Below are 18,025 nucleotides of genomic sequence, written 5' to 3'. Positions count from 1 at the left end.
CTTGATATGTATTTTCCCAGGCACTTTCTGCTTTAATAGCGCCAATAACATCCTGTGACAAAGGGTTTAATGATGCAAAAAATGAACAATTCGCTGCAGAATTACGCATGGGGCAGCAAAACGGCGTTAACCGAACTCTACGGCATTGCTAATCCGCAGGGTTTGCCGATGGCCGAACTGTGGATGGGGGCGCACCCCAAAAGCCCGTCAACCGTCGACGATCACGGCACGCCGCGTTCGCTGCGCGAGGTGATCGAAGCCGATCCGACCGCAACCCTCGGCGCTGCCGTGGCAGAGCGCTTCGGCGAGCTGCCTTTCCTGTTCAAGGTGCTGTGCGCCGATCAGCCGCTGTCAATTCAGGTTCATCCCAGCAAAAGTGCCGCTGAGGCCGGTTTTGCCCGTGAAAATGCCGCCGCCATTCCCCTGAGTGCCGCCGAGCGCAATTATAAAGATGCCAACCATAAGCCGGAACTGGTCTATGCCCTGACGCCGTTTCAGGCGATGAACGGTTTCCGCCCGCTGAGCGAGATGGTGTCGCTGCTTCAGCCGGTCGCCGGTGCGCATCCGCAGATTGCCCATTTTTTGCAGCATCCCGATCGGACTAACCTGGCAACCCTGTTCTCCACCCTGCTGTCGCTGGAGGGTGAGGCAAAATCGCTGGCGCTGGACCTGCTGAAATCGGTGCTTAACAGCCAGCAGGGCGAACCCTGGCAGACCATCAGCACGATCGCGGCGAACTACCCGGACGACAGCGGCCTGTTTTCACCGCTGCTGCTGAACGTGATTACCCTGCAACCGGGCGAAGCGATGTTCCTCTATGCTGAAACGCCACACGCCTACCTGAAAGGCGTGGCGCTGGAGGTGATGGCGAACTCCGATAACGTGCTGCGCGCTGGCTTAACGCCAAAATATATTGATATTCCCGAGCTGATGGCCAACCTCAAATTTGAGGAGAAGCCCGCCAGCGCACTGCTGACGCAGCCGGAACAGCAGGCTCATAGCCTGAACTTCCCGATTCCGGTCGATGATTTCGCCTTTGCTATTCACACCCTGAGCGCAGAGCCGCAGACGCTGAATCAGCAGAGCGCGGCGCTGCTGTTCTGCATTGAGGGCCAGGCGGTGGTGGCGAAAGATCAGCAACAGCTGACGCTGCAACCGGGCGAATCCTGCTTTATCGCTGCCAGTGAAGCACCGGTAACGGTCGCCGGAACCGGCCGGCTGGCGCGGGTGTTTAACCAGTTAGGGTGAAGCGGCTGACGGACCTGCTGTTAACTGCTATTATTTCAATCTATTAGCATTTAAAAACGCCTGCGGGCGTTTTTTCTTCAGTCGTCGGGGCAACCTGCGGCGTAAGCGGATCAAGGATAAGGACGAATCAGCAATGAAAAAGACCAACGTTGCCGTGGGCGTGATCATCGCGCTGGGCGTAATCTGGACCGGCGCAGCATGGTTCACCGGCAAGCAACTGGAAAGCCACATGGACCAGCTGGTGCAGAACGCCAATACCCAGCTGAATGCTTATGCACCCAACAGTCGACTGAAGATCAGCTATCAGGATTACCAGCGTGGCGTCTTCAGCAGCAAAGCTAACCTGGTGATCCAGGCCAGCTCGCAGACGGAAGATAACGCCCTGCTGAAACCGGGCCAGAGTGTCATTCTGAACGAAACCATCGATCATGGTCCTTTCCCGTTTGCGCAACTGAAGCACTTCAATCTGATCCCGAGCATGGCGTCGGTGCACACTGAACTGGCGAATACCGATGCGGTGAAGAAGCTGTTTGAGCTGACACAAAACAAATCGCTGATCAATGCGGATACCCGCATTGGTTACAGCGGTGCCACCGATACCGCACTGCGTATTCTGCCGATCGACTACCAGAACGCGCAAACCGGCGAACGTCTGGCAACCAATGGCGGCACGCTTAACGTCAGCGCCGACCGCAAAGGCGATAAAGTCTCGCTGAGCAGCGATGTCGATAGCCTGGCGCTGACCAGTAAAAATGAGATGGGCCAGCCGGTGCTGTTCACTCTTAACGGCCTGAAGCTGAGCGGCAACACCCATCTGAGTCCGGAAGGCGTGCGGGTTGGCGATCAGTCAGTGGATATTGAAAAGGTTAATGCCAGCATTAACGGTCAGGATGCCCTGACCTTGCACAAGATGACCGGCAACTCTTCTTTCGATAACAGTGCCGGTAAGATCAGCGGCAATATTGACTACAAGGTCGATAGCGTTCAGCTGCAGAAGCAGGACTTTGGTCAGGCGGCGCTGAAGATGAAGCTGTCGCAGTTTGATGCCCAGGCGGTTAAAGCCTTCTCCGATCGCTACAACGCGCAGATGCAGGACCTGCAGAACCAGAAAGGTCTGGCGGACGATCCGATTCGCTATCAGGCGGGCGTCAATACTATCCTGATGAACAACCTGCCGACGCTGCTGAAAGGCACGCCGTCGATCAGCATCGCGCCGCTGAGCTGGAAGAATGATAAGGGCGAAAGCACCTTTAATCTGACCGCCAATTTTAACGATCCCGCTACCGTTACCGGCGAACCGCAAACCCTGAGCGGCATGGTTGATCGGGTGCTGAAAACGCTGGATGCGAAGCTGACCATCAATATGCCGATGGCGACCGAGACCATGCATAAAGTGGGTCTGGCAGAAGGCTATCAGAGCGATGATGCGCAGAAGCTGGCCGATCAGCAGGTGAAAGGTCTGGCGGCGATGGGACAGATGTTCCGTCTGACCCAGCAGCAGGATAACAACATCATCACCAGCCTGCAGTACACTAACGGCCAGGTGAACATGAACGGCGACAAGATGACGCTGGAGCAGTTTATGTCACGCTATATGCTGGGTATGCCGACCAGCGAAGGGATGCCGCAGTAACGGCTGACCCGTGAGAAAAAGGCGACCCTGGGGTCGCCTTTTTTTATGCTGAACCGCGAATAATCAGCTGCGGCGGCATAATCACATTCTGTCGCGCAGCGTCCGGATGCGCCATCCGTTGCAGGATGCGCTCGGCGGCAACCCGACCAATCTCGCGTGCTGAGCTGGTCACCACGGTCAGCGGCGGATCGGTCAGCTCCGCCTGCGGTTCGTCACCAAATCCCATCAGCGCCAGCTGTTGCCCATAGTAGCTGTCGACCGCACCGCGAGCGAATGTCCGCCCGGTTCGTAGCAGGCCGAAATAACATCCCAGCGCCGTCGGGGTGTTGTAGGCCAGCACTGCGGTCAGGCGCGGATGGTGCTGAAACAGCTGAATCGCCGCCTCCGCGGCCTCTTTCTGGTTGTTACCGCATTCAATAATCCACTCTGGCCGGAACGGCAGACCGTATTGCAACAGGGTGGCGCAATAGCCGCCAAGACGCTCCGCCCGGGTTAACGAGGCGCTGTGGCCGCCCAGCCAGGCGATGCGCTGATGTCCCTGCCGAATCAGGTATTCGGTGGCAAGACGCGCGGCCTGTGCGTTATCGGGACGGATCGCATCCACCTCTTCCAGGCTACTGGCCCGCGCCGCGCAGACCAGCGCGATCTGCAATTCCCGCGCGCGGGCCACCATCTGGTTGGCTTTATCCGCACCGCCGCCCAGCACCACGCCATCGACGCCCTGCGCGACCAGCGACTCAAAGCAGCGCTCCAGATGCTGACCCTGACGGCCGCTCTGGGTCAGGAAAAGCAGTTTGCCCTGCTTTTCCAGCGCGTCGCTGAGTCCTGCAGTCATTTCGGCATAAAACGGCTGGCTGAGATCGCGCACGATCAGGCCAATCACCCCACTTTCCCCGCCGCGCAGCATGGTCGCCGAACGGTTACGCACAAAGCCAAGCTGCTCAATGGTCTGATTAACGCGCGCCATGGTGTCAGCAGAAATCCGCCCTTTGCCGGAGAGCACCAGAGAGACAGTGGTGACCGAAACGCCTGCGGCGGCAGCCACGTCATGGATGGTAATTCTGCTCATGCCACTACTTATCCGAATAAAACGTCTGAATAGAAGATAAAACGTTACACCTTAACGTCAGAAAATAATATCAGCCCTGGCCGGAAGAGTGTGATTCAGCGCGCATATCACCCTGGTAAAACGTTTTATCATCGCTGCACTTAAACATCCTTAAAACCCTTGCCGGAGAGATCATGCCTGCACCTCACCAAAAAATGTCCGTCTGGGAATTTTTCCAGAGTCTGGGGAAAACCTTTATGCTGCCGGTGGCCCTGCTCTCGTTCTGCGGCATCATGCTCGGCATTGGCAGTTCGCTGAGCAGCCATGATGTGCTGACGCTGTTGCCGGTGCTGGATCAGCCGTGGCTGCAATATCTGTTTCTGTGGATGGCGAAACTCGGTTCCTTTGCCTTCAGTTACTTACCGGTGATGTTTGCCGTTGCGATCCCGCTCGGGATGGCGCGCGAAAATAAAGGGGTGGCGGCGTTTGCCGGTTTCGTCGGCTATGCAGTGCTCAACCTCAGTATCAACTTCTGGCTCAATGTGAATGGCATTCTGCCGACCACCGATGCCGCCGTGCTGAAAGCCAACAACGTCCAGTCGATTCTCGGTATCCCGTCGATTGATACCGGTATTCTGGGTGCGGTGATCGTCGGTATCGTGGTGTTCTGGCTGCACGAGCGCTTTCACAATATCCGGTTGCCCGATGCGCTGGCCTTCTTTGGCGGCACCCGCTTTGTGCCGATTATTACCACGCTGGTGATTGGTATGCTGGGGCTGGTTGTGCCGTTGATCTGGCCTTTTTTCGCCCGCGGCATTACCGGCCTGGGCTGGATGATCAACAGCGCCGGCGACTTCGGTCCGATGATCTTTGGCACCGGAGAACGTCTGCTGCTGCCGTTTGGCCTGCAGCATATTCTGGTGGCGATCATGCGCTTTACCGATGCGGGTGGCACGCTTGAGGTGTGCGGCAAAAGCGTCAGCGGCGCCCTGACAATTTTCCAGGCGCAGCTGGCCTGTCCGGAGACCCACGGTTTTGCTGAAAGCGCCACCCGCTTCCTGTCACAGGGCAAAATGCCGGCCTTCCTCGGTGGCCTGCCGGGTGCTGCACTGGCGATCTATCACTGCGCCCGCCCGGAAAACCGACATAAAATTAAAGGCCTGCTGATTTCCGGCGTGGTGGCCTGCGTGGTGGGCGGCACTACCGAACCGATCGAGTTCCTGTTCTTATTCGTCGCGCCGTTCCTCTATCTGATCCATGCGCTGTTAACCGGCGTTGGCTTTAGTCTGATGGCCATTCTCGGGGTCACTATCGGTAACACCGACGGCAACATCATCGACTTCGTGGTGTTTGGCGTGCTGCACGGCCTGTCAACCAAATGGTATTGGGTGCCGGTGGTCGCGGCAATCTGGTTTGTGGGTTACTACCTGATTTTCCGTTTCGCGATTCTGCACTTCAATATCAAAACACCGGGACGCGAAGTGGAAAGTGCCAGCGCGCTGGCGCAACAGGTCAGCAATGCCGGTAAAGGCAAGTCGGGCTATAACTCACCGGCTATTCTGTCCGCACTGGGCGGCGTGGAAAATATCACTTCACTGGATAATTGCCTGACACGTCTGCGCCTGACCATCGCCGACATGAGTAAAGTGGACGATGCGGCCCTGAAAGCCAACGGTGCCATTGGCGTGGTGCACCTTAATCAGACCAGCCTGCAGGTGGTGATCGGCCCGCAGGTGCAGTCAGTGAAAGACGAACTGTCGACGCTGATGAACGTCACCGCTTAAGTACCGGGAGCCAGGATGTTTAATTTTGATGAGGTGATCGATCGCCGTGGCAGCTGGTCTACCCAGTGGGATTTTGTTGCCGACCGCTTTGGCGTACCCGATCTGCTGCCGTTCACTATCTCCGATATGGATTTCAGAACCGCTCCGGTGGTGTTACAGGCGCTGAACCATCGCCTTGAGCATGGCGTTTTCGGTTACAGCCGCTGGCAGCATGATGATTTCCTGGCGGCCTGCTGTCACTGGATGGCCAGCCGTTTTGGTTATCAGCCGCAGCCGGAGACGCTGGTGTATGGACCGTCGGTGATCTACATGGTGGCGCAGATGATCCGTCACTGGAGTGAAGTCGGCGATGAGGTGGTGATCCATACGCCTGCCTACGATGCCTTTTATAAAACGGTGCGTGGCAACCAGCGGCAGGTGCTGGAGATGCCGCTGCAGCGAACAGGTGAAGCCTGGCAGTGTGATATGACGGCGCTGGAGGCCCGCCTGGCGCGTCCGCGTTGTAAGATTCTGTTGCTGTGCAGTCCGCACAATCCCACCGGCAAAGTCTGGACGGCGGCCGAGTTGCAGCAGATGGCTGAACTCTGCGAACGTTATCAGGTACGGGTGATCAGCGATGAAATTCATATGGATATGATGATGGCTGACCAGCCTCATACGCCGTGGGCCCATGTGGCGCGTGGCGACTGGGCGCTGTTTACCTCGGCATCGAAAAGTTTCAACCTGCCGGGACTGACCGGAGCCTGGGGCATCATCCCGGATGCTACTGACCGGGCGGCCTGGTTCCAGGCACTTAAAAATGCCGATGGACTCTCGTCACCGGCGGTGCTTGCCGTCGCCGCGCACATCGCCGCCTACCGGCATGGCGCGCCGTGGCTCGATGCGCTGTGCGACTATTTATCGGATAACCTGATCTGGGTTGCCGATCGGCTTAACACCGCGTTTCCGCAACTTAACTGGCAGCCGCCGCAGGCACCTATCTTGCCTGGATCGATCTTAATCCGCTCGGCATTGGCGAAGAGGCGCTGCAGCAGGCGCTGATCCAGCAACGCGTGGCGATCATGCCCGGCTCGACCTACGGCAGCGCGGGCCAGGGTTTTTTGCGCCTCAACGTGGGCTGTCCGCGCAGCAAGGTGGAAGATGGCGTCAGCCGGTTGATTGCCGCCCTTCACGCATTGTCCGCCTGAAATCCACCGGCCAGGCGGTCATCGCTGGCCGGTTATGGGTAATTAACCAGCATCCACGCCAGTAGTTGCGCAAATAGCTGGCGCTGTTGCGCAAGATATTTTTATAATGCTATGCACTTTAGTTACCACTGAGCGAGTGCACCATGATCGATACCACGATTCCTCTTACCGATATTCATCGCCACCTCGACGGCAACATCCGTGCACAAACCATTCTTGATTTAGGTCGCCAGTTTAACCTTGCCCTGCCCGCCACCACACTGGAGACACTGCGTCCGCATGTGCAGGTGGGCGACAATGAGCCTGACCTGGTGAGCTTTCTGCAAAAACTCGACTGGGGCGTGAAGGTGCTGGGCGACCTTGATGCCTGCCGCCGTATTGCGCAGGAAAATGTCGAAGATGCTGCCCGTGCCGGCATTCACTATGCGGAACTGCGCTTCTCGCCGGGCTACATGGCAATGACCCATCATCTGCCGATTGCCGGCGTGGTTGAAGCGGTGATTGATGGCGTCAGAGCCGGTTGCCAGCAGCATAATATCGACGTGCGGCTGATCGGCATCATGAGCCGGACCTTCGGCGAAGAGGCTTGCCTGGCCGAACTGGATGGCCTGCTGGCTCATCGCGATCACATCACCGCTGTCGATCTGGCGGGCGATGAGTTAGGTTTCCCCGGCAGCGAGTTCCTCAGCCACTTTACCCAGGCGCGCGATGCCGGTTTCCGTGTGACGGTCCATGCCGGTGAAGCGGCGGGACCGGAGAGCATCTGGCAGGCGATTCGTGAACTGGGAGCCGAGCGTATCGGTCACGGTGTGAAGGCGATCGAAGATCGGGCGCTGATGGACTTCCTGGCGGAGCACCACATCGGGATTGAATCCTGCCTGACCTCCAACATTCAGACCAGCACCGTGTCGTCACTGGCGCAACATCCGCTGAAGGCCTTCCTTGAGCACGGCATTCTGGCCACGTTAAACACCGACGATCCGGCCGTTCAGGGCATTGAACTGGCGCATGAATATCATCATGCCGCACCGGCGGCAGGCCTGAGCGCGGCGCAGATCCGTCAGGCGCAGGAAAATGGTCTCACCATCGCTTTTCTCAGCGACGCCGAGAAAGCCGCGATTCGCGCCCGCGTGCAGTAATCCTGTCGCGTCAGCAAAAAAACGGGCCGGATTTCCGGCCCGTTTCGCTTTTTTACTTATTGCGTTAAGCACTGACCCATTAAACGCGCTTCAGCGACAGCGTCTGGCGCTTCTCGGCGGATTGCAGACCCAGCTCGATGAGTTCCATTACCTGAATCGCCTCTTCTGCCGTCACCGGGTTACTGCCGCGACCGGCAATCGCATCACGGATGCCCGCATAGTAAGCCGGATAGTTACCCGGTTGCGTCAGCTGGCTGCTTTCCTTCAATGTATCACCGTCAACCAGCGTCAGGGTGCCATCACGCATGTCGTAGCCCCAATCCTCTTTCGGCGGGAAATCCCCGGATTTCAGCCGATCTTCCTGCGGGTCAAGACCATATTTGACGTAGCTCCCGCGCGTGCCGTGAACGGTATAACGCGGCGATTCCGCTGCCACCAGCATACTGGCGTGCAGCACCACACGGCGCTGCGGATAGGTCAGCGTGGCGTGGAAATAGTCGGTGGTTTGCGCGCCCGGACGCATCTCGGCCAGATCGACGTTAATCGCCACCGGCGCGCCAAACAGCTGCAGCGCCTGATCCAGCAAATGTGGTCCCAGGTCATACCAGATGCCGCTGCCGGCACCTTTCATTTCACGCCAGCGCTGACGAACTTCCAGTCGGAAGCGGTCAAAGTGCGACTCGAAATAGCGGACTTCACCCAGCGTACCGGCCTCGATCAGCGATTTCAGCGTCAGGAAGTCACTGTCCCAGCGACGGTTATGGAACACCGATAACAGCAGCCCTTTTGCTTTGGCTAACGCATCCAGCTCACGCGCCTGTGACAACGTCACGGTGAACGGCTTATCGACCACCACATGTTTACCGGCATTCAGCGCCGCTTTCGCCAGCGGAAAGTGGGTGTCATTGGGGGTAGGAATAACAATTAAGTGCAGAGAGGGGTCGTCCAGCAGCGCCTGCGGATCGGCCACTACCTGAACGGCAGGCCAGTCGGCGTGGACTTTGCTGGCATCGCTACTGGAAATCGCGGCCAGCTCAACGTCCGGTGTGCCCGCAATCAGTGGTGCGTGAAAAGTTTTGCTGGCAAAACCGTAACCGATCAGGCCAACACGCAATTTATCGCTCATTTTTATTCCTCTTAGAGCCTGGCCCATCAGGCGTAATTGTTGCAGACAGTCTGGACACGGACAGCGCCGAACAAGCAGGCGTACACGCAGTACGTGAGGATTGTGAGCACTGCCCAGGTACAGACTGACAAATAAAATAGCCTAATGGGATAGGCTCTTAGTTGCTAACCAGATTGATTTAAGACCATTAACCAGGCCAGGACAAGGAGGAATATCCCGAAAAAACTAAGAGATAGCACTCTGTGTCATCGGCCAGGCGGTTTGCGCCGCCAGGTTGTCGTGCGCGTCCTGATTGCGCCGACGGAAGTCACTCGGGCTGACGCCGACCCGCTTACGGAACACGCGGGAAAAATAGAGCTGATCGTCATAGCCCACTTCGCGCCCGACGGTGGCAATCGGTTCCTGGGTGGTTTGCAGCAGCAGTTTGGCGCGGATTACCCGCTGATCTTCGCGCCAGCGCAGCAGATTCACCCCCATCTGCTCGCGGAACAGATGCGCCAGCCGTGACGGTGACAGGCAGACATGGCGCGCCACCTCTTCAATTTTCACTTCACTGGCCAGATGATTGGTGACGTACTGACAGGCTTCGATCACCCGCGGGTCACGGATTAACTGATGACTGCGCGGATCTTCTTCCACCGCCCGCAGTAACAGCCGTTCCAGCAGGTTCATCGCCAACTCTTCGGCAAAGCGGCGGCCGGAGTTATGGGTCTGCTCAATGCTGGCAAACAGCCGGTCGAACTCGCCACGCAGCGACTCTGGCAACAGCAGACGGCCAACGCCCTCCTGCTCATCCTGCCAGCGCAGCCAGTCATGCCAGTAAGCGCGCGGACGGAAATAGACCCAGCGATGAAACCACTGCGGGCTGTCAGGCGCACGACCATAGTAGTGTGCGGTTTTCGGCTGAAACAGCAGCATTTCGCCCGGCTCGCAGTCAAACGCCCGCTCGCCGTCGAACACCCGTCCTTTGCCTTTAATGGTGAGATTAAGGATGTAACCCTTCATGCCGTGCGGACGATCGATAAAAAAGTCCAGCGGACCGTCGGCGGTAATCGGCGTCAGTCCTGCTACCAACCAGGCATTGAATGAATAACCTGGCAGCAAGGGGTTTTGCTGCCCGGCCGGTGATTCACGGTGATACATAGTGTCCTCACTCAGTCTGTCATTGATCGAATAACCCGCAGACGCCTAAGGCGTCTGCGGGTTAACGGCTGGCCAAATCAGGCTTTATGTTTTTGTTTGTAGCGGTCAAATATCACCGCGGCTAACAATATCAGACCCCGCACCACATACTGTGAGAATGGCGAGATATTCAATAAATTCATCGCATTCTCAACGGTACCGAGAATCAACACCCCGGCCACCACGTAGGAGATTTTACCGATGCCGCCCTTCAGCGAAACGCCACCCAGCACGCAGGCGGAAATCACCACCAGCTCATAACCCAGCGACGTCATTGGCTGCCCACTGGTCATGCGTGAGGCCAGAATGATGCCCGCCGCGGCAGAGACCAGACCGGAGAGAATGAAGATGATGATGCGGGTACGCACCACCGGTACCCCGGCCAGGCGCGCCGCTTCCTCGTTGCCGCCAATGGCCAGCGTGTTACGCCCAAAGGTGGTTTTGTTCAGCAAAAAGCCAAAGATCAACATGGTGGCGATGGTGAGCCAGATCGGCGCAGGCACGCCGAGCCAGTTGGCAAAACCCAGCGCGAAAAAGCGCTCATCTTCGATACCGACCGCTTTGCCGTCAGAGAAGATATAGGCCAGGCCGCGCACGATCTGCATGGTCGCCAGGGTGGTGATCAACGCATTGATCTTCAGCCGGGCAATCACAAAGCCGTTGATAAAGCCGGTCAGCATCCCGAGCACCAGACCGGCGGCCACGCCGATCCACAGGCTTTCGGTCATGTTGATCACCACCGCGGTCACCACGCCCGCGCAGGCAATCACCGACGCCACCGACAGGTCAAAATCGCCGGACGCCAGGCAGAACAGCATCCCGCAGGCGACCATGCCGGACATCGACATCGCCAGTCCGAGGCCTTTCATATTGATAAATGAACCGAAGTTCGGCACAAACACCGCACAGGCAATAAACAGCAGCGCAAACACCACCAGCATGCCGAAATTGTCCCAGATGCGACCAAACTGCAGGCCGCTGCGTGAGGCTGGCGGCGGCGTATTTGAGGTCGTGGATGAAGCCATGATGCTCTCCTGTCAGGCCACGGCGGCCGCTTGTGTGGTTTTTGGCATTGCCAGGCTCAGCGTCTGCTGCTCCGTGGCGTCGTCATGCAGCACTTCACCGGCAATTGCCCCTTCACGCATCACCACGATGCGATCGGCAAGGCCCATCACTTCCGGCAGGTCGCTGGAGGCGAACAGCACGGCGATACCGTCGCTGGCCAGTTGGTAAATCAGGTTATAAATTTCGTGTTTGGCACCCACATCAATGCCGCGCGTCGGTTCGTCGAGCAGGATCACCTTCATCTCTTCGGATAACCAGCGGCCAAGTATCGCCTTCTGCTGGTTGCCGCCGGAGAGGTTCATGATCAGCTGTTCTGCGCCTGGCGTTTTGATATTGAGCGAACGGATATGGCTGTCAGCGTTGCGGCTCTCCCAGTCGTTTTTGATCAGGCAACCGGCGGTCAGGTTGTGACGTCGGGCGCTGATGTTGATGTTATCGCGCACCGAGTGAACCGGAATAATGCCTTCGGCTTTTCGATCCTCCGGGCAGAGCATGATACCGGCGCGGATGGCGTCGATTGGCTCGCGCAGCGTCAGCGGTTTACCGTCCAGCAACACCCGGCCGCCGCGCAGGCGCGTGCCGCCGAACAGCCCTTTCAGCAGTTCGCTGCGTCCGGCACCGACCAGACCAAACAGCCCGACAATCTCACCCGCGTGGACTTTAAGCGAAATTGGCGTACGGACGCCCTTCGCTTCCACCTGGTCCAGCTCAAGACGCACGGCGCCTTTTTCACGTGGCGAATAACCGTAGATATCACCCAGGTTACGGCCCACCATCGCCTGCACCAGATCGTCATGATGGGTGTTGGCCATGTCGGTAAAGGTGCGGACATAGCGGCCATCTTTAAACACCGTGATGGCATCGCTAAGGGCAAAAATCTCTTCCATCCGGTGTGACACATACAGCACCACCCGGCCCTCTTCACGAAGCTGGCGGATGACGCGGAACAGGTTGTCGATTTCGCGCGCCGACAGCGAACTGGTCGGCTCATCAAAAGCGATAATGCGCGCGTTACGCGCCAGCGCTTTGGCGATCTCCACCATCTGCCACTGACCCAGCGACAGGTATTTCAGCGGCATATCCGGATCGATATCCATGCCGAGGTTCTTCAGCTGCAGACCGGCTTCGTAACGCATCAGCTTACGGTTGACCAGCCCATGTTTGTGCGGGATCTGACCGAGGTAGATGTTCTCTGCCACGCTCATTTCCGGCACCAGATGCAGTTCCTGATAAATAATCGCCACCCCGGCATCCAGCGCATCAGTGGTGTGCTGGAAATTAACCGGCTGGCCTTTAATCCGAATCTCACCGCCGCTGGGCTGATAGCTGCCGCTAAGAATTTTCAGCAGCGTCGATTTGCCTGCGCCGTTCTCGCCCATTAAGGCGTGAACTTCACCACTGCGACAGTCGAAGGAGATATCCTGCAGCGCTTTTACGCCAGGAAAGGTTTTACTGATGCCATGAAACGACAGAAAAGCTGAATCAGTGTTCATGTTTATCCTCACTCTTTCGCGCCGCGGGCAGGCCAGCGGCGCGAACAATACAGGCTGACTCTCAGATACGCCGGTGTGGTCAGACACCGGCACGCGCTAGGTTTACATCAGCCCTTTTTTCGCCAGTTCGGTCTTGAAGTTGTCGCGGGTGATTAACACCACATCGGTGACTTCGGTGAATTTTGGTGGCTCTTCGCCTTTGCTGACCCAGTTGTAGAGCATCTGGCTACTCTTGTAGCCATGAACATCCGGGCTTGGCAGCAGCGAGCCGTAGAAGCCGGTCGCTTTCTCTTTCGACAGTTCGCTGATGGCATCGACGCCGTTGATGCCGATACCGATGACGTCAGCCGCTTTGAAGCCCTGACCTTCAGTGGCGCGCACGCCGCCCAGCACGGTGTTGTCGTTCATGCCGACAATCAGCCAGTGTTTCACTTCCGGATGCTGCACCAGCAGCGAGTTGCCGGCGTCAAACGCGCCAGGGATGTCGTTAGATTTGGTTGGCACCTGGTAGATCTGCGCTGCCGGGAAGCCCGCCGCTTTGATCGCTTCCATCGAGCCGCCGGTACGACGACGCGCCGTGTCCAGTTCGTTAGCGGTGATCGCCATTACGCCAGTGGTTTTCACATCCCAGCCGCGTTTCTGCATCTCTTTATAAAGTTCCTGCCCCTGACGCTCACCAATTTTGGTGGCTGCCATCATCACCAGGGGAACGGTATCCATCGGCTTGCCTTTAGCAGTGACGAACTGGTCATCAACCGCAATCACCTTCAGACCGTAGCCACGCGCTTTGGCCATGATGGCGGAACCGAGTTTGGGATCGGGGGTACAGATAACGAAACCTTTTGCGCCGTTGGCGGCCAGGCTGTCGATGGCGTTGAGGGTTTTCTCACCATCGGGAACGGCAATCTTAATCACGTCAAAGCCTAAATCCTTACCGGCTTTATCGGCGAACTTCCACTCGGTCTGGAACCAGGGTTCCTCCGGTTGCTTGACTAAAAAACCGAGCTTCATGGTCTCGGCGATAGCGGATTGTGACATAACCGCTGCCAGGCCGATGGCCGCGAACGCTTTAGTGAATTTATGCATGATGCTCTCCGGTACCAGGTTGTTTTTCGCTGCTATTAACGAATCGGTGTAAGCGTTACCAGTTTGTTTTGATTTGTGGGTACAGCCATAAATCAGTGCGTTAGGGAGCTAACTGCTGAAAGCCTGTTCAGACGCCGGGCTAGTTTTAACGGGATTAGCGAAGAAAAATGTAGAGCGGTATCACATCTTAAAATCACGGCAGAATGCTCCATATATTCAGCAAATTTAACCGGACGTTAACTTTTGCAATGGATCACAAAATCACTGTCGATGACAGAAAAGTGCATATTGTCAGCCAGCCATGACTAACCGTTGTGGCCCATCGGTCACAGGATGTAAGGGTTCATTAACTACAGGAGATTCCGATGCGTGCTGGAGCCATCACCCTTGGGCTGGACTTTGGTAGTGATTCGGTGCGTGCGCTGGCCGTCGATTGTCATAGCGGCAAAGAGCTGCAGAGTGCGGTGGTCAGTTACCCGCGCTGGCAACAGGGCTTGTACAGCGATCCACACACCAACCGTTTTCGTCACCATCCGCAGGATTACATCGATGCGATGGAACAGGCGATGCTCGGCGTACTGAATGCGCTTAGCGAAACGCAGCGCGCCGACGTGGTCGGGATTGGCGTCGATACCACCGGCTCTACGCCGGCGCCAATCGATCGCAACGGCAACGTGCTGGCGCTGCGCCCCGAGTTTGCTGACAATCCCAACGCCATGTTTGTGTTGTGGAAAGATCACACTGCCATTGAAGAGGCGGAAGAGATTAACCAGCTCTGTCACAGCGGCCGCTTTCAGGATTACAGCCGCTATATTGGCGGCATTTACTCCTCTGAATGGTTCTGGGCCAAGATTCTGCACGTCTCACGCGAAGATGCGGCGGTGCGTGACGCGGCGGTCTCCTGGGTGGAGCTGTGTGACTGGGTCCCGGCACTGCTGAGCGGCACTACCGCACCCGATCGGCTACGTCGTGGACGCTGCGCCGCCGGGCATAAAGCGCTGTGGCACGGTGACTGGAACGGCCTGCCCGAGGCAGATTTCCTCAACGCGCTGGACCCGATGCTGACACAACAGCTCGATTCCCCACTGTTCAGCGACACCTGGACCGCTGACCTGCCGGTCGGCACCCTGAGTCCGGAATGGGCGCAGCGGCTCGGTCTGCCGCAGACGGTGACCCTCTCCGGCGGCGCGTTTGACTGCCACATGGGTGCGGTCGGTGGGGGCGCGAAGCCTTATACCCTGGTGAAAGTGATTGGCACCTCTACCTGCGACATTCTGATTGCTGATGCAGATCAGGTGGGCGATCGCGCCATCAAAGGCATCTGCGGTCAGGTGGATGGCAGCGTGATGCCAGGTGCTATCGGGCTGGAAGCGGGACAATCAGCCTTTGGCGATATCTATGCCTGGTTTAGCCGCCTGCTGGGCTGGCCGCTGCAGCTGGCCGCCGAGCGTCATCCTTCGCTGAAACCGCAACTGGCGGAGATGCAGAAGACGCTGATCAAAGATCTGACCGAGGCCTGGGCAGCCAATCCGCAACTCGATCATCTGCCGGTGGTGCTCGACTGGTTCAATGGTCGACGCACCCCGAACGCCAACCAGCGCCTGAAAGGCGTGATTACCGACCTTAATCTTGGCACCGACGCGCCTGCGCTGTTTGGCGGACTGGTTGCCGCCACCGCCTTTGGCGCGCGCGCCATTATGGAATGCTTTGAGCAGCAGCAGATCCCGGTGGAAAACATTCTGACCCTCGGCGGCATCGCGCGTAAATCGCCCGCCATTATGCAGGCCTGCTGCGATGTGATGAACCGTCCGCTGGATATCGTCGCCTCAGACGAATGCTGTGCGCTGGGCGCGGCGATTTTCGCCGCCGTCGCGGCGGGCGTTTACCCCAGCGTGCCGGAGGCACAACAGGTGATGGCCAGCCCGATCGCCGTCACGCTGCAGCCCGATCCGGCGCGCGTGGCGCGCTATCAACAACTCTATCAACGCTATCAACAATGGTGCGTGACGGCTGAACCGCAATACGCCGCCCGCCCCGCTTCCGCTAAGAGCCTATCCCAGTAGGCGTAATTGTTGCAGGCAGTCTGGACACGGACAGCGCGGAACAGGCAGGCGTACACGGAGTACGTGAGGATTGTGAGCACTGCCCAGGTTCAGACTGACAAATAAAATAGCCTATTGGGGTAGGCTCAAAGTAAAGGAGTGATCTTATGGAACAGTTAAACAGCTACAGCGTGTGGTTTGTGATTGGCACGCAGCACCTCTACGGGGCGGAGACGTTACGCCAGGTCGAACAACATGCGCGTCAGGTGGTCGAGGGGTTGAATCAGGCCGGTCTGCCACTGCGTCTGGAGCTGAAACCGCTGGTGAAATCACCGGACGAAGCGCTGACCCTGTGTCGCGACGCCAGTCACGATAACCAGTGCGTCGGCATCATTACCTGGCTGCACACCTTTTCCCCGGCCAAAATGTGGATTGGTGGCCTGAGCGTGCTGAATAAACCGCTGCTGCAATTCCATACCCAGTTCAATGCTGAGATTCCGTGGGACAGCATGGACATGGACTTTATGAACCTGAATCAGACCGCACACGGCGGCCGTGAGTTTGGTTTTATCGGCGCGCGTATGGGGCTGCAGCACAGCGTGGTCACCGGTCACTGGCAGGATAGCGCCAGTCAGCAACGTCTGGGTAACTGGATGCGGGCAGCGCTGGCGAAACAGGCCAGCCAGCAGCTCAAAGTGGCACGTTTCGGTGATAACATGCGCGAAGTGGCGGTCACCGAAGGCGATAAAGTTGCGGCACAGATTCAGTTCGGCTATGCGGTTAATGGCTGGGGCGTTGGCGATTTGGTTGAGGTGATCAATCAGGTGAGTGACGGCGACGTCAATGCGCTGATCGACGAGTATGAAAGCCTCTATCGCTTTACCGACGTGGCGGCCTCTGGTGGCGAAAAACGGCAGAACGTGCTGGATGCAGCACGTATCGAGCTGGGCCTGAAGCGTTTTCTTGAAGCGGAAGGCTGTCAGGCATTTACCACCAACTTTCAGACGCTGCACGGCATGACCCAGTTACCAGGACTGGCAGTGCAACGACTGATGGGCCAGGGCTACGGTTTTGCTGGCGAAGGTGACTGGAAAACCGCTGCGCTGCTGCGCATTTTCAAAGTGCTGGCCGGCGATCGCAAAGGTGGCACCTCGTTTATGGAAGATTACACCTACCATTTCTCACCGGGTAATGATCTGGTGCTCGGCTCCCACATGCTGGAAGTCTGCCCGTCGATTGCCATCGAAGAGAAACCGCTAATCGATGTGCAGTTCCTCGGCATTGGCGACAAAGCCGATCCGGCCCGCATGATCTTCTCAACACCAGCGGGTCGTGCGATTAACGCCAGCGTCATCGATATGGGCGATCGCTTCCGCCTGCTGGTTAACGTGGTAGATGCGATTGAACAGCCGAAGCCGCTGCCGAAACTGCCGGTGGCCCGCGCCCTGTGGCGTGCTCAGCCATCGCTGGCCACCGCGTCCGAAGCATGGATTCTGGGCGGCGGCGCGCACCATACGGTCTTCAGCCAGGCGCTGACGCTGGATGATATGTATCTGTACGGTGAGATGAACGACATCGAAGTGCTGGTGATTGATGAGCATACCCGTTTACCTGCGTTTAAAGACGCGCTGCGCTGGAACGAAGCGTATTACCGTCTGAAACGTTAATTAATAGGGTGTGGCGGCGCTGTTTATTTTTTGATAAGCAGCGCTCTAAATTAAGTAAATGAAACGACCGACGCAGGAATGAATCCCGCGTCGGTTTTTGATAAATACGGTGCTATTCAGTCGCGAATGACGGGCGTTCCGTAAATTCGCCGTAAATAGATCCCCGTAGGCCCGGCCGCCGGACTACTCACCTTGTCCATGCGGCGGACGCTTTACTCCACTGCCCGCTATCCCCTCCTTTTGCTACTTCAGCGCATATTTTTAAAAGCAAAGACGAAACCTGACCTTTCTCATCAGCCAACAGCGATTGTTTTAATCACCCATC

The 18,025-nt window shown here is 57.5% G+C and carries 12 protein-coding genes and 1 pseudogene; 7 read left to right on the top strand and 6 right to left on the bottom strand.

What is annotated here, in order from left to right:
* Nucleotides 1-72: 72 nt before the first annotated feature.
* Together manA and HA41_RS15645 are read left to right on the top strand one after the other, a co-directional pair.
* Complete coding sequence (gene manA / locus HA41_RS15650) at nucleotides 73-1,248, top strand: mannose-6-phosphate isomerase (protein ID WP_094121560.1); 1,176 nt, start codon at nucleotides 73-75, stop codon at nucleotides 1,246-1,248.
* A 133-nt stretch (nucleotides 1,249-1,381) separates the two neighbouring features.
* Entirely contained in the window at nucleotides 1,382-2,881 is a 1,500-nt protein-coding gene (locus HA41_RS15645) for a YdgA family protein (RefSeq protein WP_094121559.1), read from the top strand.
* Nucleotides 2,882-2,924: 43 nt separating this feature from the next.
* On the opposite strand, the gene malI is transcribed toward HA41_RS15645, so the two are convergent.
* Nucleotides 2,925-3,950: a Mal regulon transcriptional regulator MalI gene (malI, locus tag HA41_RS15640; protein ID WP_094121558.1), complete on the bottom strand. Its 1,026-nt coding sequence runs from the start codon at nucleotides 3,948-3,950 to the stop codon at nucleotides 2,925-2,927.
* Nucleotides 3,951-4,123: 173 nt separating this feature from the next.
* On the opposite strand from malI, the gene malX reads away from it, so the two are divergent.
* From malX to add, 3 genes and pseudogenes are all read left to right on the top strand, one after another.
* Complete coding sequence (malX, locus tag HA41_RS15635; protein ID WP_094121557.1) at nucleotides 4,124-5,713, top strand: maltose/glucose-specific PTS transporter subunit IIBC; 1,590 nt, start codon at nucleotides 4,124-4,126, stop codon at nucleotides 5,711-5,713.
* Between the two features lie 15 nt (nucleotides 5,714-5,728).
* Nucleotides 5,729-6,900 (top strand): annotated as a pseudogene (locus tag HA41_RS15630) (MalY/PatB family protein).
* A gap of 143 nt (nucleotides 6,901-7,043) precedes the next feature.
* Entirely contained in the window at nucleotides 7,044-8,039 is a 996-nt protein-coding gene (add, locus tag HA41_RS15625; RefSeq protein WP_094121556.1) for an adenosine deaminase, read from the top strand.
* Between the two features lie 79 nt (nucleotides 8,040-8,118).
* On the opposite strand, the gene HA41_RS15620 is transcribed toward add, so the two are convergent.
* The 5 genes from HA41_RS15620 to HA41_RS15595 all read right to left on the bottom strand — a co-directional run bounded on the left by HA41_RS15620 (nucleotide 8,119) and on the right by HA41_RS15595 (nucleotide 13,991).
* The gene (locus tag HA41_RS15620; protein WP_094121555.1) at nucleotides 8,119-9,165 is read right to left on the bottom strand and encodes an oxidoreductase; all 1,047 of its coding nucleotides are present in this window, start codon (nucleotides 9,163-9,165) and stop codon (nucleotides 8,119-8,121) included.
* Nucleotides 9,166-9,390: 225 nt separating this feature from the next.
* Nucleotides 9,391-10,308 carry an arabinose operon transcriptional regulator AraC gene (gene araC, locus HA41_RS15610; protein WP_094121553.1) on the bottom strand — a complete coding sequence of 306 codons (918 nt, stop codon included), beginning with the start codon at nucleotides 10,306-10,308 and terminating at the stop codon, nucleotides 9,391-9,393.
* Between the two features lie 77 nt (nucleotides 10,309-10,385).
* The gene (araH, locus tag HA41_RS15605) at nucleotides 10,386-11,372 is read right to left on the bottom strand and encodes an L-arabinose ABC transporter permease AraH (protein WP_031377613.1); all 987 of its coding nucleotides are present in this window, start codon (nucleotides 11,370-11,372) and stop codon (nucleotides 10,386-10,388) included.
* Between the two features lie 12 nt (nucleotides 11,373-11,384).
* Nucleotides 11,385-12,905 carry an L-arabinose ABC transporter ATP-binding protein AraG gene (araG, locus tag HA41_RS15600; RefSeq protein WP_094121552.1) on the bottom strand — a complete coding sequence of 507 codons (1,521 nt, stop codon included), beginning with the start codon at nucleotides 12,903-12,905 and terminating at the stop codon, nucleotides 11,385-11,387.
* Between the two features lie 102 nt (nucleotides 12,906-13,007).
* A complete protein-coding gene (locus HA41_RS15595; RefSeq protein WP_094121551.1) occupies nucleotides 13,008-13,991 on the bottom strand; it encodes an arabinose ABC transporter substrate-binding protein in 984 nt (327 codons plus the stop codon).
* Between the two features lie 365 nt (nucleotides 13,992-14,356).
* On the opposite strand from HA41_RS15595, the gene HA41_RS15590 reads away from it, so the two are divergent.
* Both HA41_RS15590 and araA read left to right on the top strand, forming a co-directional pair.
* The gene (locus tag HA41_RS15590; protein ID WP_094121550.1) at nucleotides 14,357-16,054 is read left to right on the top strand and encodes a ribulokinase; all 1,698 of its coding nucleotides are present in this window, start codon (nucleotides 14,357-14,359) and stop codon (nucleotides 16,052-16,054) included.
* A gap of 146 nt (nucleotides 16,055-16,200) precedes the next feature.
* Nucleotides 16,201-17,700 carry an L-arabinose isomerase gene (gene araA, locus HA41_RS15585; RefSeq protein WP_094121549.1) on the top strand — a complete coding sequence of 500 codons (1,500 nt, stop codon included), beginning with the start codon at nucleotides 16,201-16,203 and terminating at the stop codon, nucleotides 17,698-17,700.
* The last annotated feature ends 325 nt before the right edge of the window (nucleotides 17,701-18,025 follow it).

Source organism: Pantoea conspicua, from assembly GCF_002095315.1.
GTDB classification, from domain to species: domain Bacteria; phylum Pseudomonadota; class Gammaproteobacteria; order Enterobacterales; family Enterobacteriaceae; genus Pantoea; species Pantoea conspicua.
Note: the sequence above shows the minus strand (reverse complement) of the source record. Positions and strands in the feature narration are given on the sequence as shown.